The sequence below is a fragment of the Actinoplanes sp. NPDC051859 genome (assembly GCF_044452725.1).
Taxonomy (GTDB): domain Bacteria; phylum Actinomycetota; class Actinomycetes; order Mycobacteriales; family Micromonosporaceae; genus Actinoplanes.
The window spans coordinates 22,604-40,463 of the sequence record NZ_JBITBX010000015.1; the positions used below are offsets into that span (position 1 = coordinate 22,604).

A 17,860-nucleotide genomic window follows, 5' to 3' on the forward strand; every position below is an offset into this window, starting at 1 on the left:
CATGGCGGGTAACGGCGAGCGCGCCGAGGCATGGACCTCGGCCCTGCGGGAACAGCAGAGTTCCCTTGATCTGGGTGCCGACCTCGGCCCGGCCGACCCCACGGCCTACACCATGCGCCGCCCGATCCCCGAGCCCATGCCGACCGACCGGCACGGCCCGGCGCGGATCATCGCCCTCGCCAATCAGAAGGGCGGCGTCGGCAAGACCACGACGACGATCAACCTGGGCGCAGCGCTCGCCGAGTACGGCCGCAAGGTCCTCCTCGTCGACTTCGACCCGCAGGGCGCCTGCTCGGTCGGCCTGGGCGTCAACCCGCACAACCTCGATTTGAGCATCTACAACCTGCTGATGCAGGACGATGTCACCGCCGAGGACGTCATCATCAAGTCCGACGTGGCCGGTCTGCACCTGCTGCCCGCCAACATCGACCTGTCCGCGGCGGAAATCCAGCTGGTCAACGAGGTCGCCCGCGAGATGGCGCTGGCCCGGGTCCTGCGCAGCGTCCGCAAGGAATACGACTTCATCCTGATCGACTGCCAGCCCTCGCTGGGCCTGCTGGCGATCAACGCGCTGACGATCGCCCACGGCGTGCTCATCCCGCTGGAATGCGAGTTCTTCAGCCTGCGTGGTGTCGCCCTGCTGCTCGACACCATCGACAAGGTCCGCGAACGCCTCAACTTCGACCTCGAGCTCGAAGGCATCCTGGCGACCATGTACGACAGCCGTACCACCCACTGCCGCCAGGTGCTGCAGCGCGTCGTGGAGGCGTTCGGCGACAAGGTCTACCAGACGGTCATCACCAAGACGGTGAAGTTCCCCGAGTCCACCGTGGCCGGGGCGCCGATCACCACCCTGGACCCGGCGTCGTCGGGTGCCCGCAACTACCGGCAGCTCGCCCGCGAGGTCATCGCCGCCAAGGCGGAACGAGGCTAGATTGCTCTTCGCCCTCGGCGAACCGGTCGCATTCGCTGCGCTGGTCGTCGCCTTCCTGCTCGCGCTCCTCGTGCGCGCCTTCGCGATTCGACTGACGGCCCGTACCCTCGGCCTCACTCAGCGTGGGGAAAAGCTCGGCCCGCGGCTGCGCGAAGACATCGACCCGTTCGGCGCGGTCGCTGCCGCCATCGGCGGCATGGGCTGGGGCAAAATCGTCTCGGTCGACGAGGTGCCGCGCTGGCGCGGCCGAGGCCGCGCCGCCGCGGTCTTCCTCGCCGGCCCGCTGTCCTGCCTCCTCGTGGCCCAGCTCTTCTTTCTCGGGTACGCCCTCAGCACCGACGTCAACGTCCTCAGCTTCGCCACCATGGTGGACCTGCTGCGCGGCGTGCCCGTGTCGTCCATGGTCGACCAGGTGCTGCTGTCGTTCGCCGGCGGGTTCCTGGCCTTCGGCCTGCTGGCGCTGATCCCCATCCCGCCACTCGACGGCTTCGGCGCGTTGTGGTCGGCGCTGCGCAACCCTGGCTCAGGCATGCAGTGGATGCGGCTCTGGTTCGAGGACAAGAACATCGGCGTCCTCGTCCTGCTGATCTGCTGTTTCTTCCCGTTCGAATACCCGCTGCTGCTGGTCATTCTCGACGCGCTGAGCCTGCTCTTCCTGCGTCTCTGGGGCTGACCGCCTCGCGCGTGACTAGAAAAGGGTCAGGGGCTCCTGAGGCTCGGGCTGCGGCAGGGGGGCAAGCGCGGGGACGAGGGCGCGGACCTCGTCGTGAAACCTGCGGGCCAGTTCCGGAGCATCGGCGTTGTCGGGGGTATGGATGAACACCGTCGGCGTGCGACCCTCGCGCAGCCACCCGGCAACGGTGCGGACCCACGGCTGCCAACCTGCGACAGTCTCGTCGGTTGCATCCCGCCCCAGGTAGCGCACGATCGGGCGATCGGTCAGCGCCACCGCGCGCCGCGGCATGCGCGGCTTCTTCGTCCAGGCATCGCGCTCAGCGTCGCTGGTCGGCGGCGTGCGGAAGAACGCGGTCGTGTCGAACGGGATCCACTCGGCGTCCACGGTGGCTAGCGCATCCTCGAGCGCTCCGGTCGCCCGGGGATCGGCGAAGAAGTCCTGGTGGCGGACCTCGACGGCGTACCGATGAGAAGGGGGAAGCCGGCGCAGAAAGCCGGCCAGAGTCGGTATGTCGGCGGGAGTGAATGAGCCCGGCAATTGGATCCACAGGGCGTGCGCGCGGGGGCCAAGCGGCTCAATAGCATGCAGGAAGGCCCGCAACTGTTCGTCAACGCCGGTCAGGCGCCGGTCATGGGTGATCGTCCGGGGCAGTTTCACCACGAACCGGAAGTCCGGGCCGGTCTGCGCCGCCCAGGTAGCCACGGTCTCCCGGGCCGGCGTCGCATAAAAGGTGGTGTTGCCCTCGACCGCGTCGCACCAGCCTGCGTAGGACCGCAAGCGCTCGTGCGCCGGCTGTGGATGCGGCAGGAATCGACCCTGCCAGGACTTCAGACTCCACATCGCGCACCCGACGTGCAGACGCACCGCGTGACCTCCTTACTCCGATGGAAAACGCCGATTCTCCCCCCGTCTTGATCAAACTCAGTCACCGGTGAGGCTTCGCGGCGTTTGACCCCTAAGAGGCTGTTCGCGACGGTTGTGGGGGTTGTGCAGTGAGCCGGGAACAGCTTGTCGGACCTGTGGTCTACGGTCAGCACGTGCCTGAAGAGCCCGGTCCTGCCACGCCTGCCATGGCGCATCCCTCCGCTGCGATGCCGCTCCCAGGTGTTTCGGGGGAGGGCGGGGCCGTCGCGACCCTCGTCGACGAGGAGGCTGCGGAGGGTAGCGGCGGATTCACCGTGCGGCTGACCAACTTCACCGGGCCGTTCGACCTGCTGCTCCAGCTCATCGGCAAGCACAAGCTCGACGTCACCGAGGTGGCGCTGCACCAGGTCACCGATGACTTCATCGCCTACATCCGCGGGATGGGCGACGACTGGGACCTCGGCGAGGCCAGCGAGTTCCTCCTCATCGCAGCCACCCTGCTCGACCTCAAAGCGGCCCGGCTGCTGCCCTCCGCCGAGGTGGAAGACGAGGAAGATCTCGCCCTCCTCGAAGCCCGCGACCTGCTCTTCGCGCGGCTCCTGCAATACAAAGCCTTCAAAGAAGCCGCGGCCCATCTGGCCGAGCTGGAAACGATGGGCGCGCGGCGCTGGCCCCGCGCGGTCTCCCTCGAGCTTCGGTACGCCGAAGCGCTCCCCGAACTCGTGCTCGGCATCGGTCCGGAGCGCATGTTCAAGCTGGCACTCAAGCAGTTCACGCCGAAACCGGCGCCGCCCGAGGTGTCGATCGCGCACATCCACCAGGTGCGAGTCAGCGTCCGCGAGCACGCCAACCTGATTAGAGAACGCCTCCGGCGCGCCGGCACCTCGACCTTCAGCCTGCTCGTCGCCGACTGCGAGAGCACCCTCGAAGTCGTCGCCCGCTTCCTCGCACTGCTCGAGCTGTACCGGGAGGGCCTGGTCGACTTCGAGCAGCCGGTTTCCCTGGACGAACTGACGATCCGCTGGATCGGCGGGGCCGCAGCCGGCGGCGAGCTCGACATCGACGACTACGAGGGCACCCCACCCGAACCCGACACTGCCGCCACCGACCCCGACACCGCCGAACCCGCCGACCTCGACCTCGACCTTGACACCGCCGACCCCGACACCGAACCCGCCGTTCCCGAACCCGCCGTTTCCGAACCCGCCGACCTCGACCTCGACCCCGACGAAGACGCGGCGCTCGCCGCCGGAGCGGACGTTGTGGCGGCCTCGGATGACGATGAGGCGCTGGTTGTGGGGGACGACAGTGTGGCGGTCTCGGATGACGATGAGGCGCTGGTCGGTGGAGACGATGCTGGTGCGGTCTCGGAGGACGACGGCGGCGTGCGTGTGGAAGACGGCGACCAGGACGGTCCGTGGGCGGAAGCCGGGCCGGAAGTTCCATCGGAAGAGGACATGCGATGACGGACGAGCGCCCCGAATCCCTGGCTGCGCAGGCGGCGTCGTGGGTTCCGCCCTGGGAACGGCCGCAGCGTCCGCCGGATCCCGCCTATGCCGCCGCTCGTCGTGCCGAGGCCGAGGCGGAGTCGGCCGCGGACGACCTGGAGCAGGCCGCGGAGGACGAGGTTGCGGTTGTTGATGCGCCCCACGTTGCGGCCGATGAGCATGAGGACGAGCGGGCACCCGCCGAGCTTGAGGCTACGGACGAGCAGCCTGTGGGCGACCTTGTGCCGACGGATGAGCAAGCGGCTGTCGCGCCGGAGGCGATGAGCGAGCAGGCGGGAGCCGAGCGGTCGGCTGTTGAGTTTGAGGCGACAGGGGAGCAGGCGGCTGCCGAAGAGGAAACCCAGCACGTGCCCGCCGAGAGCGAGGCAGGCGTCGAGCGGGAGGCTGCGGAGGCGGGAGCCGAGCAGGCGGTCGGCGAATTCGGAGGCGGGCGGACTGCCACTGGCGACGAGGCTGAGCTGAGCGTGCCCGACGCTTTTGCGGATGGTGCTTGGCAGGCTGCTGAGCCGGCGGCGATGGTGGATGCGCCGGTGCCGGTGGAGGGAACGGCGCCTGACGAGGTTGGTGAAGCGCGGGCCGAGGCGATGGATGCGGTCTCGGGTGCGCAGGAGGCCGGCCAGGTGGAGCCGGTCCCGGAGGAAGCTGCTTCCGGGATACCTGCGCAGGGCCGTCGGGGCGGGCGCGGGGGTGGTGCTGTTGGGGGCGCGTCGACGCGTACCGAAGAAGAGGTAGAGCTCAAGCCGCTCGATGAGGGCGAGTTGCGGGCGGCGTTGGAGGCGATTTTGCTCGTGGTGGACGAGCCGGTCGCCGAGATGCAGTTGGCGCAGATCGTGGAGCAGCCGACCGAGCGGGTCGCCGCGATGCTGGAGGACATTTCTGCGCGGTATACGGCGGCAGGGCACGGGTTTGACCTGCGGCGGGCGGCCGGGGGTTGGCGGCTGTACACGCGGCCTGAGTACGCCGAGTATGTCGAGCGGTTCGTGTTGGACGGGCAGTCGGTGCGGTTGACGCAGGCGGCGCTGGAAACGCTGGCTGTGGTCGCATATAAGCAGCCGGTGACGAGGTCGCGCATCTCGGCTATCCGCGGTGTGAACTGTGATGGCGTGATGCGTACCCTGGTGACGCGCGGCCTCATCGAGGAATGCGGCGTTGAGGGCGAGACCGGGGCATTCCTGTATCGAACTACGGCGCTGTTCCTCGAGAAGCTCGGACTCAACTCGGTCGACCAGTTGCCGCCGCTGGCGCCGTTCCTGCCCGACGATGTGGAAGAAGTGCTCGATGCCTCAGGCTGATCCGGACAACTCCGTGCGGCTGCAGAAGATTCTGGCGACCGCCGGAGTCGGATCCCGGCGCGCCTGCGAAGACCTGATCTTCCGCCGGCGGGTGACCGTCAATGGTCGAGTGGCGACGCTCGGTGACAAAGTCGACCCGGCGACGGCGGAGATCCACGTCGACGGGCAGCGGATCATCACCGACACCAAGCTGGTCTACCTGGCCATGAACAAGCCGCGCGGCGTCGTCTCCAGCATGGACGACGAGAAGGGGCGCAACGAGCTGGCCGACTTCCTCGGCATGTTCGAGCAGCGCATCTTCCACGTCGGCCGGCTCGACGCGGACAGCGAAGGCCTGCTGCTGCTCACCAATGACGGCACGCTCGCGCACAAGCTCATGCACCCCTCCTTCGGAGTGGCGAAGACCTACCTGGCCGAGGTCGCCGGGCCGCTGCCGCGCAACGTCGGCCGGCGGCTGCTCGCCGGAATCGAGCTCGAAGACGGGCCGGCGAAGGTGGACGCGTTCAAGCTCGTCGACGCGATCGGCAAGACCGCGCAGGTGGAGCTCACCCTGCACGAGGGGCGCAAACACATCGTACGGCGGATGATGGACGAGGTCGGCCACCCGGTCTCCCGACTGATCCGTACGGCGGTGGGGCCGATCCGGCTTGGCGACCTGCGACCCGGCGGCTTCCGGCACCTGTCGATGGCCGAGATCGGCGCCCTCTTCAAGACCGTCGGCGAGTAGTCCGATGACCCTGCGGGTGACCGGCGGCGGCACGGGCGAACCCCTGCTGCTCCTGCTGCACGGTCTGGGCGCGACCGGTGACGTGTGGGCCGGATGGGAATCCGTGCTCGCCGAGCGCTGGCCCGGCCGCTGGGTCGCTCCGGACCTGCCCGGGCACGGCGGGTCCGGGCCACTCGCGGAGTACACGTTCGAGGCGTTGGCTGCCGCCGTGCAACCGCTGGTGGAGCCGGGGCGGACGGCGGTGCTCGGGCACTCGCTCGGCGGTGTGGTCGCGCTGACGGTGGCCGCGCAGACCTCGGTGACCGCCGTGGTGGGGCTGGGCATCAAGGTCGCCTGGAGCGCCGACGAGTTGGATCGGGCACGGGGGCTCGCCAGCCGGCCGGTGACCTGGTTCGACTCGCGGGACGAGGCCGCCGCGCGGTATCTGAAAGTGTCCGGGCTCGCCGGTCTGCTCGAACCCGGCGATCCGGCAGTGGACGCGGGCCTGCACCAGGAAGGCGGGCGATGGCGGCTCGCTCTGGACGGCCGAGCCTTCGGCGTCGGGGCGCCAGACATGGCGGGGCTGATCGCGGGCTGTTCAGCGACGGTGACATTGGCGCGGGGCGAGCACGATCCGATGAACTCGGACGCGCAGCTGGCCGGGTTCGGTGTGCCGGTTGTCACGCTACCGGGGGTGGGGCATAACGCCCATGTGGCGAGTCCGGGGCTGGGCGGGACGCTGCTTTCCGCCCTAGGGGCATAACTGCCGGGTGTGTGCGTTGGTGCCTGGTGGGAGTCGGTGCCGGCGGCGCGGCCGGGTGTGGTGGGTGGTGGTGGACTGGCCCTGACGGGGGTTTTGTGGCGCCGTACTTATCGGATGTGCCGGCGGATGACGACCGGCAGGACCACCGCCGTTGTTCCGTCCGGGCGACCGGGCACAATGGTGAGGTTCGTCTTCGGAGATGGTGGAGGTAACGGTGGCGCAAGTAGCACGGCCCGAGCGGTGTGTGGTGGCCGTCGACGGCCCCTCCGGATCGGGCAAATCCACCGTTTCCCGGCGTCTCGCGACGGCGATCGACGGCGTCTATCTCGACACCGGCGCCATGTACCGGGCGATCACCTGGTCGGTGCTGCAGTCCGGCGTCGACCTGGCTGACACCGACTCCGTGCTGAAGGTCGCCATGGAGACCGACCTCTCCATCGGCACCGACCCGCTCGCACCGCACTTCGAAGCCAACGGCACCGACGTCGACGCGGCCATCCGCGGCCCCGAGGTCACCGGCGCGGTCTCGGCCGTCGCGGCGATCCCGCAGGTACGCGCCATGCTGGTGCAGTTCCAGCAGGACATCATCTCTGGCGCCCCGCGCATCGTCGTCGAAGGCCGTGACATCGCCTCCGTCGTGGCGCCGGACGCCGACCTCAAGGTCTACCTCACCGCGTCCGCGGCGGCGCGCGCCCAGCGCCGCAGCGCCGAAGACGCCACCGACATCGCCGCCACCGAGGCCGACCTGGCCCGCCGCGACAAGCTCGACTCCACCCGCGCGACCGACCCGCTCAAGCAGGCCGCCGACGCGAGGGAGCTGGACACCACCGGCCTGGGGATCGACGACGTCGTGAACCGGCTCCTCGACATGCTCAACAGCAAGGTGAGTTCGTGAACGACATGCCCGTCGACCTCTCCGAGTTCGACGAAGTGACCTTCTCCGACGGCACCGCCGCGTCGGAAACCGACGACAACACCGGCCCCCAGCCGGTCGTCGCCATCGTCGGCCGCCCCAACGTCGGCAAGTCGACGCTGGTCAACCGGATCATTGGCCGGCGCCAGGCCGTCGTCGAAGACGTCCCGGGCGTCACCCGCGACCGCGTGCCCTACGACGCCCAGTGGAACGGCCGCCGCTTCACCGTCGTCGACACCGGCGGCTGGGAACCCGACGCCCGCGACCGCGCCGCCGCCATCGCCGCCCAGGCCGAGATCGCCGTCCAGACCGCCGACGTGGTGGTCTTCGTCGTCGACGCCACTGTCGGCGCCACCGACATGGACGAGAAGGCCGTCCGGATGCTGCGCCGCAGCGCCAAACCGGTCATCCTCGTAGCGAACAAGGCCGACAACCAGGCCATCGAGGTCGAAGCCACCTCGCTGTGGTCGCTCGGCCTCGGCGAACCCTTCCCCATCTCGGCCCTGCACGGTCGCGGCTCCGGCGACCTGCTCGACGCCATCCTCGCTGCCGTGCCCCCAGCCCCGCCCATCATCGAGGGCGGCCCCCGCGGCCCGCGCCGCGTCGCCCTCGTCGGCCGCCCCAACGTCGGCAAGTCGTCCCTGCTCAACCGGGTCGCCCGCGAAGAACGCGCGGTCGTCGACTCGGTCGCCGGCACCACCGTCGACCCGGTCGACAGCCTGGTCGAAATGGACGGCGAAGTCTGGCAGTTCGTCGACACCGCCGGCCTCCGCAAACGCGTCAACCAGGCATCCGGCACCGAGTACTACGCCTCCCTGCGCACCGCAGGAGCAGTCGAAGCCGCCGAGGTCGCCGTCGTGCTCCTCGACGCCGGCGAAGTCATCAGCGAGCAGGACCAACGCGTCCTCACCCAAGTCGTCGAAGCCGGCCGAGCGCTGGTCATCGCCTTCAACAAGTGGGACCTGGTCGACGCCGACCGCCGCTTCTACCTCGACAAAGAGATCGACCGAGAGCTCAAGCGCATCCCCTGGGCCATCCGCGTCAACATCTCCGCCAAAACCGGCCGCGCCGTCGACAAACTCGCCCCCGCCATCCGCCGGGCACTCGCCAGCTGGGAAAAGCGCATCCCCACCGGAGCGCTGAACCAATGGCTGACCGCCCTGACGCAGGCCACCCCCCACCCGGTGCGAGGCGGCCGCGCGCCGCGGGTGCTCTTCGCGACGCAGGCCGGGGTGGCGCCGCCGCGGATCGTGCTGTTCACGACCGGACAGTTCGATGCGGGCTACCAGCGGTTCATCGAGCGGAAGCTGCGGGAAGAATTCGGGTTCGAAGGCAGCCCGGTCGAGGTGGCTGTGCGGCCCCGTAAGCAGCTTGGGCCCGGTGGGCGGGGCAAGGCGCACGGCTGACCGCTCCCGGATCGCGATCCGGCATGCCGGTGGAGGCCGGGTTCGGGGTCTGGGGTAGGGTAACGGTGTTGCCGCGCGCTGGGGTTGGTTCTTGGGGCGTGGCATCGGGCTGTAGCGCAGCTTGGTAGCGCACTTGACTGGGGGTCAAGGGGTCGCAGGTTCAAATCCTGTCAGCCCGACAGCGAAGGGGTTTTCGCAGGTCAGAGACTTGCGGAGGCCCCTTTTTCGTGTCTGACGACGTCACCGGGATCGAGCACGCCGCTTGTAGACCCCTTGACTCGGCAGGTGACGAGAGATGCCCCTACTGGAGCTCGACCGACTGTGTGACGGCCTGGAGAAGGGCGACTGGGCCGGCTTCCTACGCGACTGGGACCGCGCCCTGCGGGCCGGGAATCACCCGGAGACGACCCGCTACAACTACCTTCTGGCCGCCGCCCAATTAGCGAAATATCTGGCCGCGGAGTCACCGGACCCGGATGCGGATGACGCCGGACAAGATCCGACCTTGGTGACCAAGGCGCACATCGAGTCGTTCCAAGCATGGATGATCGAGACCCGATCGGCGTCCACCGCATTGAACAAGCACAAGAGCCTGCAGCAGTTCTTCAAGTACCTCCTCGAAGAAGACGAGATCGACCGCTCACCGATGGAGCGGGTGAAGCAGCCGCAAACCCCGCAGAAACTCGTGCCGATCATGGGCGACGACGACACAAAGAAACTGCTCGACGGCACCAAGGGCAAGACGTTCATGGCGTTGCGGGACGAGGCGCTGATCCGGCTGTACTACAACACCGGCGCCCGGCTGTCGGAGATCGGCAATCTTTTGCTGACCGACCTGGACATGAACACCGAGTCGGTCCACCTGCACGGCAAAGGCGCCAAGGACCGGAGGGTGCGGTTTGGCCCGAAGACCTCCCGCACAATCGCCCGCTATCTGCGGGCCCGCGCGAAACGTAAAGGCGCCGCCGACGTACCGCAGCTGTGGGTGGCAGAGAAAGGCAGCAAGCCGTTGTCGCCGAACGGCATCAAGCTGATGCTCAAACGCCGCGGCGCCGCCGCCGGAGTTTCCGGCACCCACGCACACCGGTGGCGCCACAACTTCGCCCATGAATGGCACAAGGCCGGCGGCAACACCGGCGACCTGATGCTGCTGCTCGGCTGGGCATCGGAGGACATGCCCCGCCGCTACGGGGCGAGCGCTGCCGCGGAGCGGGCACAGGAACTTCAAGTTCGGATGGGCATCGGCGAGAACGTCTGACCGGCCTCCGGCCGGGGGCATCGCCTCACGGGTGATGCGCCCGGCCGGGTGATCCGTTGCTCAAAGGCAGGCACCACGACTAACGGCACCGGCGGTGGCATGCGCCTGTCAGTCCCGCGGTTCGGGATGAGGAAACAGGTACGCGTCGACGCGCTGGAGCGCCTCTCTGGCGTGGGAATCTTGTTCCTCTTCGGAGAGCCGAACATAGGCAAGGGCCGACTCGTACTGCTCGCGAGTGTCATCGCGGTTGAACCAGCGCAGCGGGTGACGGGGATCGGCGGTGTCGTACACACCTTGGCCGTAGTGCTCCATCATCAGCAGGTCATGTCGGCGGTAGTTGTGAGCCTCCTCCGGAGGCAATAGCGCACCCAGCATCCGGTCACGCCAATCCCAGATCAGTTCCCCGCTGTCTTCCTGCTCCCAGTAGCCCGGCGGAAGATGCTCGCGGTCGTGCAGGCCCGGGTACATGTCGAGGACGTCGCCGACACTAGGTGGGTCGGTGTTCACGATGACGATGGACAGGGCGTACTCGTCAGCGAGGCATACAGGACGGGGGATGCGGCCTTCACCGAGTTCGTGACCGACGCGCATGATGCGTTCCCCCATGCGTACCAGCCAGTGGTTGTTCACCTGGGTCAGCGCAAAGTCGGGCAGATCACGAAGCAGGTCCACCTCCCTGATGGAGGCTTCGCCTTTGAGGAAGGCGGGGAAGCCGCAGCCGAGGGCGTGTTGGACCTGGAACTTCTTGTTCTTCATCGGTGCGAAGTCGGAGAAGACGACCGTGTTGCTCAGTGCCATGGCATCGGCTGCGGTGAGCGGGTCGCCGGTGAAGGCGGCGTTGAAGTACACGACAAGCTTGTCTTCCTCCGTGTCGGCGCCCGCCGTTGCTGATCCCATCAGCTGCTGGAAGTCGGCCATACCGAGGCGTAGTGCACGCGCGAAGCCTCTGATGTTGTCGGGTTTGAACCCGGTCAGGTCGGTGGCGGCTTCCAGGCGGCGCCAGGTGGCGACCGAGACGTCGGCTCGTCTCGCGGCCTCTTGTTGGGTGAGCGAGAGTTCGGCACGGCGTCTGCGGACAGGGCCGGCGGGCGGTGTCGACGACACGAGGCCTCCTGTGAGCGCTCATCGAGTACTCGCAGAAAGCTAGCGCTCATTGAGCGCTTGCGCAACACGCCAAGTTTGTCGATATTGAGGGGCGCTCCGGGGATGGTGGGCGGGACAGGCCATCACCCCTGCTGGACGGCCTGGATTCTTGAGGCCCTAGTGGCAGGGGTCATGAGCCTGAGGCCGCAGGCAGATGGTCGCTCATTCGGCAACGGGACCTGGACTGTCGGCGGGCCGTCCTACGTGTCCTTGCATGTAGTAAAGGGATCTGTCCGAGACGGGCGGTGCTGATAGCAGTAGGGACTCTCGCCGCAGTGTCATGATTCGTGCCGTTGTGAGTTCCCGAGTGCGGGGTATCGTCGTCGCCCTCACGACGGTCGTCCCGCTTGTCGCTGCTCCGGCAGCCGGGACCAGATGGTTGTCAGCCACCGCCTGATCCGGGCCGAGCTTGGCCGGGTTCGATCACGGATGCTGACGGATGCTGACAGATGCCGACTTCCCGCAGAGTCGTTCCAGCGCCGAGGATCAAGGGGCGGACCGCGAACCTGCGGTTCGTCTTCCTTGATCGAGTCGAGGGCTTGCTGGCCGTACCGGCGTGGGGGTGATGTCGTGCTGGATCTGCGGAAAGTCTTCCATGGCGTTGCCGCTATCTGGTCTGACTACGGCCGGGACTGGGACCGCACCCTGCGCAGCGGCAACTATCCCGAGACGACTCGCTACAACTACCTGCTCGCGGTCGCCCAGTTCGACCGGTTCCTCATCGCCGAGGCGGAGCGTCTGGTCGCCCACGAGGCCGCGAACGATCCCGTCGAGGTGCAGCGCGGCCACGTCGAGGAGTTCCAGGCATGGATGGTGCGAACACGCTCGGCGTCGACGGCGCTGAACAAGCACAAAGGGCTGCAGCAGTTCTTCAAGTGGCTGGCCGAGGAGGAAGACATCGAGCGGTCCCCGCTGGAGCGGGTGAAGCAGCCGAAGACCACCCAGCCGCTGATCCCGATCCTCGGCGACGAGGACACTGCCAAGATCCTCGCCACATGTAGGGCCGCAGACTTCTTGTCGCTGCGCGACGAAGCCATCATCAGGGTCCTCTACAACACCGGGGCGCGGTTGTCCGAGGTGGCCGGGCTGCAACTGGATGATGTGGACCTCAACGTCGACACGCTGCTGTTCCACGGCAAAGGCATGAAGGACCGCCGGGTGAGGTTCGGGCCGAAGGCGGGGCGGGCTTTGAGCCGCTATCTGCGGGCACGGAGTCGACGTCGAGGCTCAGACGTGCCGGCGGTGTGGCTGCCGGAGCGAGGGGACATGCCGCTGGCCGCGAACGGCATCAAGCTGATGTTGAGGCGGCGGGGTGAGCAGGCCGGGGTCGCCAACGTTCACGCGCACCGCTGGCGACACAACTTCGCGCACGAATGGAAGCTCGCCGGCGGCGACACCGGGGATCTGATGGTGGTGATGGGGTGGTCGTCGGACGATATGCCGCGCCGGTATGGCGCGTCGGCGGCCGCCGAACGGGCTCAACTGACCCATGCGCGGCTACGAATCGGCGAACGAGTCTGAAGGGAATCGATGTGGCGTTGAACGCGAAGCAACGGACGAGACGCGCACGGATTGCTGCGCACGCGTCGTGGGCGAACACCGCGGATCGGCAAGGCCGTACTGCCGCCGCGACCACGTCGTTCTTACTGCGGTTCGAGAAGCAGGTCGACCCTCTCGGAGTGCTGGAGCCGGAGGTTCGCAAGACGATGGCACGTCACGCGCGACGCGCGTACATGCTGCAACTCGCGGAGCGATCGGCGTTGATGCGGGCGCGGGCTGGGCGAGACAACGACTGATGCGGTTCGAGAAATTCCGCGCCCCACCCATCGGTCTATAGGAGGCGATGTTATCGGCGCCTCAATCGAGGATGAAACCTGCAACGTCCGCTATATGGGAGGAACTCACGGTGACCAGTTACGCCATCGATCAGGACACAAATTTGCTTCGGATCTGGGCGACCGGACGAGGACAGCGCGCGGCAGTGGTGGGCAAGCTTGCTGGCACCGCGGCGGCGAGAGAGCAGCTTGCAGCCACATTGACCCTCCTCTCCGAGTCGCTGTGGCGTTGCTATACCCACCCTGCCAGCTTCGCCTCGGACCGAGAGATCAACACGGATGGCCGGCAGCGGCAACTGCCCCGGGAGGCCTTCGCAGAAGTGATCACTGCCGTCAGGGAGCCGAACGTACCCGGCGATGACCGCTTGCTGATAGTCAGCTACGACCAGGTCGAGGAGTCCGCTCATCGGGTGGGCCGGGCACTTCGGGAGTTCGCTGACGTGGAGCTGACGAAGGCGGTCGTCGACGATATTGTCGCGGAGATTAGTGCGGTCGAGTCGGCAGCACGAGACGACTTGAGCGGGCGGGCAGTGCAGGCGGTGGCGTTGAGTCGCGCCGCTGCGAGCCCGATGCAGGTCGCTGCGGCCGACTCGATGCTGGCGCGAAACCCGTTGAGCAGCGATCAACTCCTCCTGGAGCTCGACCCGGTCTCGGCGTCTGTTGCTGCCGCGCATTGGCTCAAGGCGGCCGCCGCCGTCGCTGCCGACAAATCGGGCATGCATGCGGCCAGGGTGTTGAGCGAGGCGGCCGGGATCGAGGCGCTGCCGATCACGACTCCCAACGAGGTTCTCGAGCGATTCGGTGGCGGCAACAACGCCTTCACGATCGTGCCGCAGATGGTGTCGGACGCGATGCAAGTCGCCGACGGCTTCGCGCCTGATCTTGGCGCTTTGCTCGTTCACCATGGCGGTCGACCCGAGGGTGAGGACGGCACGGCAACACCGGTGCGGCTCACCCCGCTAGATCCTCGCCGGCCCGCTCACGACTTGCTCGAGGATCTGCTCGCCGGGATCGAAGGCTGCCGCACGTTGTACGGCGAGTATATCGATGATCGAGACGACCAAGAGGCGATCGACATGCAGTTCTGCAAGGCGGTTCGCGAACGAGCAAGCGCCTCACGCGATCAGCTGATGTGACGTTGACGCCTCAATCGGCGACTGGTACGTCGTCGTTGGGCCTGTAGTGCACCACACTGGCAGTGTGGGGGTCAGGGGTTCGAGTCCCCTCAGCTCCACCCTTGATGAGCTGGGCAAACGCATCGTTCTCCATCGACGGAGAGCGATGCGATTTTTTTTGCTCACACAATGCTCACACCGGGCGATCTCAAGGTGGTCACTCAGAATCACCGACTTTTCGACCAAGATCAGGTGGCATGTCTCTGAGCTGGGAAAACCACCTTGGAAGCCGATCACTCCCAAGGTCAGCCAGTGGCATAGATCCTGGGATCTCTCCCGACTCCGTGACCTAAATCACATCAGACTCGCCTTCCCGGGCGCTGTTCGCCGGTCAGTAGCGGCCTTAACTTCCGAGGCCCCTCGGCTACCCCTCTCGCAGACGCCGCGCCTGGACTGCAACGCCCCAAGGGGGACCGGACCCGTGCTGACGCGTGCTGCCGGATGCCACCTTCCGGTCGGCTGCTCACTGAACGAGTCTGAGGATGCAGGCTCAGCTCGATGGCGAGCGATTGCGCCAAGGGGCGACTCCCTCGCGGGTGTGGGCCGAGGAACAGCTGACCTGTGAGCGCTGAAGGGCTGCTGGCTCACTGGCTAGGAGGGTGGACCATGACCGAGGGCAAGTCGCCAGCCGCGGGAACACGAGATAGGCGTCCGGATGGCCCAGTCACCTATACCGTGGAAGAGGCTGCCGCGATCCTGGGCGTGACGCCACGCTGGTTGGCCGACCAGTGCCGCAACGAGGACGTGGACCACGTCCACATAGCCCGGAAGCGCCGCTTCACGCCCGAGCAGATCGAGAAGGTACTCCGGGACCACACCGTGACGCCCATATCGGCTCAGCAATATGACGCGGAGCGGGCGAAGGTGATCCAGCGGATGCAGCGGAAGCGGTCCAGGTGAACATCGAGCGCTGCGAACTCCACAAGCGGTGATGAGGGGGTCAACGCTCCTCGTTCGCGACAGCGAGGCAGTTCCGGTCCGGCTAAGCGTAACGACCTCCATTGTACCGTCTGAAGGCTTAGAGCCGCGGCCCCCCGCTAACTCCGTACCGCTGTGGCCCACCGCTGGAGCGGGGGGCCAGAGGTGTCCGCGCATATCCGCCGGGGCGCCAACGCTTAGCACTAGGTCAGGCTCGCGGCAGGTCGAGTCCATGTACCGCGCTTGGCCCGGCGTGAGACCGATGTCCCATAGTGGATCGTCGTGGTCGCTCACCCTCTAATTCTGAGATTCCGCGAGTTCCTGACTGGGAGCGAAATCGCGCTGTCTGCAGAGCGCCGAAGACCTAGCGACGGCACCGCAGGTGACCGCCGTCGACGAGGTAACGCTCCGGTACTTCGGCAGCCGGGTCGCCGTTGGGCCTACAGCAGGGGTTCGATGTGGCGGCTCGGCAGGGGTCCGGGCTTAGCGATGTAGTAGCCCTGGCCGTGGCGGACTCCGAGGGCCATTAGTTGGGCGTGCTCGGAGTACGTTTCGATGCCTTCGGCGACTAGCATCGCGCCGATGCTCTCGGCGAAGGTGAACAGGGCGCGGGCCAGGGCGATGCGGACGGGGTCTTGGTCGATGTCGCGGGTGAGGAAGATGTCGAGTTTGATGATGTCGGGTTGGATCTGCAGGATCTGGGTGAGGTTGGCGAAGCCGGACCCGGCGTCATCGATCGCGACCTTGATGCTGGCGGCGCGGAGCAGGTCCATGACCTCCCGCAGGGCGGTGTAGTCGGCGACCGGGGTGCGTTCGGTGAGTTCGACGGTCAGGCCGTGCCGGGCGTGGGCCAACAGTAGGGAGATGGTGCGCGGGTCGAGCAGTGCGTCGACGGAGGCGTTGAGGCTGAGCCACGCACCGTGGGGCAGGTCACCGAGGCGCAGCAGCGCTTGGTCGATGGCGAGGATCTCCAGGTCGACACCGAGACCCGCTGACTCGGCCGCCGCGAACGCCTCGGCGGGGTTGGCGAAGTGGCGGCGGTCGAAGCGGGCGAGGGCTTCGTAGCCGTTCACTCTGCCGTCCTCGAGCTGGACGATCGGCTGGAACGCGATTTGCAGTGCGCGCTCGCGCAGCACGTCGCGGACGGCCTGGGTGGCGGGCGAGGGAAGCTGCGCGACTGTCACAACCTCCTGAGTCGGCCGGCTGGCTCAAGGCACCCTCAAGGGATACGCAAACCGTGCGCAGGTTCGGCCCGGATTTGTGCGGGCGGTTAGTGCGTGTTGTTGCCGCCTGGACTGGGGACCCGGGCAGGGCCAGCCCAGGCGGACAGGAACAGGGACAGGCCCGGGACGCGGCCCGCGTTTGCAGGTCTACGTGCTGCTGGCCGCCGGGGACGCCTCGGGGTGCGTGTCCGGTTGCTCCTGTCCGTCTTCCTGACCACCTGGAGACGAGATCAGTCTGCCCCGCCCTAGGTCGGCGTCTCGGCAGAATCTCCAAATCCCGCTGCTCCGCGGCACGGTTGTCGCAAGCCTTAAGAACGGGCGTTGCCGCCGATGGCCACGGTGCTCTTGGTGTGCATGCGAGGCGTGCGCAGCTGAGAACCGAGGCGTTATGGCTCGTGTCGGCGCCAGCTACTCCTGGGCCGACACGAACCTGAACGGGCGCGCAGGCGGTGTCTCTCTGCAGAGGGCGCGTTGCCACCCATGGCGCTGTCGACAATCGTGCCGGTCAGGCTCCGGGGGCGGGTCGCAGGCGCTGGTGCAGCCATGGCCCGAGACCTTGCTGGTCCTCGGTCGCGATGAAGCTACCCGGCGCGTTGATCAGGGCTTCGTCGACGTGGGTGAGGCAGCCCCAGACGGTGGCGCCCCACGTGTCGGCGAGTTTCACCTCGGCCGGGCGGTCGCAGGCGGTGCCGTCGGGTTCCCCGATGCGGCAGGTGGCCGGGGCGCCGCCGCGCCGGCTGACGGCCTCAGCCGCCTGCTTGATCAGGGAAAAACGGGCTTGCGGGCCAGTCGGTGTGGCCCGGTCCTCGGGTGGGATCGCGGTGCGCTGACCGATGAGGACGACGTTGCCGTCGGGGTCGCGGGTACGCAGTTCCCCGCCGGGCGCGTGATCGGGGTAACCGACGAGTTCGTGGGCGTGTTCGGCCTGGTCGAGTGCTGCCCGAGTGGTGGCGAGGTCGGTGACGTACAGGTAGATCAACAGCGGGAGTTCGGCCGGGATCAGCGGCGGCTGCACGCAGGCCAGCAGTAGGGTGTGCTTGGCGCATTGCAGGTATGACCAGCTGGCGTTGTCGTCGCCGCCCGCGCGCTGCTCGTGGTAGCCGAACAAGGCGTAGAACGCCCGGCTTGCGGCCATGTCACGCACGTACACCACTGGTACGGCGGCCTGTACCCGAGACTCCATGGCCGGCACCGTAACCCACCCGGCTCCGGGATCCCCCAGCGACACGGGTGGCCGACGCCCGGC

Annotated in this window: 16 protein-coding genes and 1 tRNA gene; 13 read left to right on the plus strand and 4 right to left on the minus strand. The window is 67.5% G+C overall.

Going from position 1 to position 17,860, the window contains the following annotated elements; genetic code table 11:
- Position 1: 1 nt before the first annotated feature.
- Both ACIA1L_RS29015 and ACIA1L_RS29020 read left to right on the plus strand, forming a co-directional pair.
- Positions 2 to 934, plus strand: a complete 933-nt coding sequence (locus tag ACIA1L_RS29015) for a ParA family protein (RefSeq protein WP_396076179.1) — start codon at positions 2 to 4, stop codon at positions 932 to 934.
- Between the two features lies 1 nt (position 935).
- Positions 936 to 1,607 (plus strand): hypothetical protein, encoded by a 672-nt coding sequence (locus ACIA1L_RS29020; RefSeq protein ID WP_396076180.1) that lies wholly within the window; start codon positions 936 to 938, stop codon positions 1,605 to 1,607.
- Between the two features lie 15 nt (positions 1,608 to 1,622).
- On the opposite strand, the gene ACIA1L_RS29025 is transcribed toward ACIA1L_RS29020, so the two are convergent.
- Positions 1,623 to 2,450, minus strand: a complete 828-nt coding sequence (locus ACIA1L_RS29025) for a DUF72 domain-containing protein (protein ID WP_396076259.1) — start codon at positions 2,448 to 2,450, stop codon at positions 1,623 to 1,625.
- A gap of 230 nt (positions 2,451 to 2,680) precedes the next feature.
- On the opposite strand from ACIA1L_RS29025, the gene ACIA1L_RS29030 reads away from it, so the two are divergent.
- The 8 genes from ACIA1L_RS29030 (at position 2,681) to ACIA1L_RS29065 (ending at position 10,320) form a co-directional block, all read left to right on the plus strand.
- Positions 2,681 to 3,940: a segregation and condensation protein A gene (locus tag ACIA1L_RS29030; RefSeq protein WP_396076260.1), complete on the plus strand. Its 1,260-nt coding sequence runs from the start codon at positions 2,681 to 2,683 to the stop codon at positions 3,938 to 3,940.
- 302 nt (positions 3,941 to 4,242) lie between these two features.
- Positions 4,243 to 5,274 carry an SMC-Scp complex subunit ScpB gene (scpB, locus tag ACIA1L_RS29035; RefSeq protein WP_396076261.1) on the plus strand — a complete coding sequence of 344 codons (1,032 nt, stop codon included), beginning with the start codon at positions 4,243 to 4,245 and terminating at the stop codon, positions 5,272 to 5,274.
- Positions 5,243 to 6,001, plus strand: coding sequence for a pseudouridine synthase (locus ACIA1L_RS29040; RefSeq protein WP_396076181.1), 759 nt, complete (start codon positions 5,243 to 5,245; stop codon positions 5,999 to 6,001). The genes scpB and ACIA1L_RS29040 overlap by 32 nt, the downstream gene beginning before the upstream one ends.
- A 4-nt stretch (positions 6,002 to 6,005) precedes the next feature.
- Positions 6,006 to 6,743 (plus strand): alpha/beta fold hydrolase, encoded by a 738-nt coding sequence (locus tag ACIA1L_RS29045; RefSeq protein WP_396076182.1) that lies wholly within the window; start codon positions 6,006 to 6,008, stop codon positions 6,741 to 6,743.
- Between the two features lie 214 nt (positions 6,744 to 6,957).
- On the plus strand, positions 6,958 to 7,638 hold the full coding sequence (gene cmk, locus ACIA1L_RS29050) for a (d)CMP kinase (RefSeq protein WP_396076183.1): 681 nt from the start codon (positions 6,958 to 6,960) through the stop codon (positions 7,636 to 7,638).
- On the plus strand, positions 7,635 to 9,062 hold the full coding sequence (gene der, locus ACIA1L_RS29055; protein WP_396076184.1) for a ribosome biogenesis GTPase Der: 1,428 nt from the start codon (positions 7,635 to 7,637) through the stop codon (positions 9,060 to 9,062). Before cmk ends, der begins: the two co-directional genes overlap by 4 nt.
- A gap of 105 nt (positions 9,063 to 9,167) precedes the next feature.
- Positions 9,168 to 9,241, plus strand: a tRNA-Pro gene (locus ACIA1L_RS29060).
- Positions 9,242 to 9,357: 116 nt separating this feature from the next.
- Entirely contained in the window at positions 9,358 to 10,320 is a 963-nt protein-coding gene (locus ACIA1L_RS29065) for a tyrosine-type recombinase/integrase (RefSeq protein ID WP_396076185.1), read from the plus strand.
- 108 nt (positions 10,321 to 10,428) lie between these two features.
- On the opposite strand, the gene ACIA1L_RS29070 is transcribed toward ACIA1L_RS29065, so the two are convergent.
- The gene (locus ACIA1L_RS29070) at positions 10,429 to 11,424 is read right to left on the minus strand and encodes a helix-turn-helix domain-containing protein (protein WP_396076186.1); all 996 of its coding nucleotides are present in this window, start codon (positions 11,422 to 11,424) and stop codon (positions 10,429 to 10,431) included.
- Positions 11,425 to 12,033: 609 nt separating this feature from the next.
- Between ACIA1L_RS29070 and ACIA1L_RS29075 the strand changes: the two genes are divergently transcribed.
- From ACIA1L_RS29075 to ACIA1L_RS29085, 3 genes are all read left to right on the plus strand, one after another.
- On the plus strand, positions 12,034 to 12,984 hold the full coding sequence (locus tag ACIA1L_RS29075; RefSeq protein ID WP_396076187.1) for a tyrosine-type recombinase/integrase: 951 nt from the start codon (positions 12,034 to 12,036) through the stop codon (positions 12,982 to 12,984).
- A gap of 385 nt (positions 12,985 to 13,369) precedes the next feature.
- Positions 13,370 to 14,434, plus strand: a complete 1,065-nt coding sequence (locus ACIA1L_RS29080) for a hypothetical protein (RefSeq protein WP_396076188.1) — start codon at positions 13,370 to 13,372, stop codon at positions 14,432 to 14,434.
- Positions 14,435 to 15,079: 645 nt separating this feature from the next.
- Entirely contained in the window at positions 15,080 to 15,373 is a 294-nt protein-coding gene (locus tag ACIA1L_RS29085; protein ID WP_396076189.1) for a helix-turn-helix domain-containing protein, read from the plus strand.
- A 458-nt stretch (positions 15,374 to 15,831) separates the two neighbouring features.
- Here the strand turns inward: ACIA1L_RS29085 and ACIA1L_RS29090 are convergent, their stop codons facing one another.
- Both ACIA1L_RS29090 and ACIA1L_RS29095 read right to left on the minus strand, forming a co-directional pair.
- The gene (locus tag ACIA1L_RS29090; RefSeq protein WP_396076190.1) at positions 15,832 to 16,575 is read right to left on the minus strand and encodes an EAL domain-containing protein; all 744 of its coding nucleotides are present in this window, start codon (positions 16,573 to 16,575) and stop codon (positions 15,832 to 15,834) included.
- Between the two features lie 544 nt (positions 16,576 to 17,119).
- Positions 17,120 to 17,797 carry a VOC family protein gene (locus ACIA1L_RS29095; RefSeq protein ID WP_396076191.1) on the minus strand — a complete coding sequence of 226 codons (678 nt, stop codon included), beginning with the start codon at positions 17,795 to 17,797 and terminating at the stop codon, positions 17,120 to 17,122.
- Positions 17,798 to 17,860: the final 63 nt, after the last annotated feature.

Bases quoted from the DNA above. Each gene is read 5' to 3' on its own strand.
- ACIA1L_RS29015 (WP_396076179.1), top strand. From the start codon at position 2: ATGGCGGGTAACGGCGAGCGCGCCGAGGCATGGACCTCGGCCCTGCGG.
- ACIA1L_RS29085 (WP_396076189.1), top strand. From the start codon at position 15,080: ATGACCGAGGGCAAGTCGCCAGCCGCGGGAACACGAGATAGGCGTCCG.
- ACIA1L_RS29025 (WP_396076259.1), bottom strand. From the start codon at position 2,450: ATGTGGAGTCTGAAGTCCTGGCAGGGTCGATTCCTGCCGCATCCACAG.
- ACIA1L_RS29030 (WP_396076260.1), top strand. From the start codon at position 2,681: ATGGCGCATCCCTCCGCTGCGATGCCGCTCCCAGGTGTTTCGGGGGAG.
- ACIA1L_RS29040 (WP_396076181.1), top strand. From the start codon at position 5,243: ATGTGGAAGAAGTGCTCGATGCCTCAGGCTGATCCGGACAACTCCGTG.
- ACIA1L_RS29045 (WP_396076182.1), top strand. From the start codon at position 6,006: ATGACCCTGCGGGTGACCGGCGGCGGCACGGGCGAACCCCTGCTGCTC.
- scpB (WP_396076261.1), top strand. From the start codon at position 4,243: ATGAGCGAGCAGGCGGGAGCCGAGCGGTCGGCTGTTGAGTTTGAGGCG.
- ACIA1L_RS29065 (WP_396076185.1), top strand. From the start codon at position 9,358: ATGCCCCTACTGGAGCTCGACCGACTGTGTGACGGCCTGGAGAAGGGC.
- ACIA1L_RS29095 (WP_396076191.1), bottom strand. From the start codon at position 17,797: ATGGAGTCTCGGGTACAGGCCGCCGTACCAGTGGTGTACGTGCGTGAC.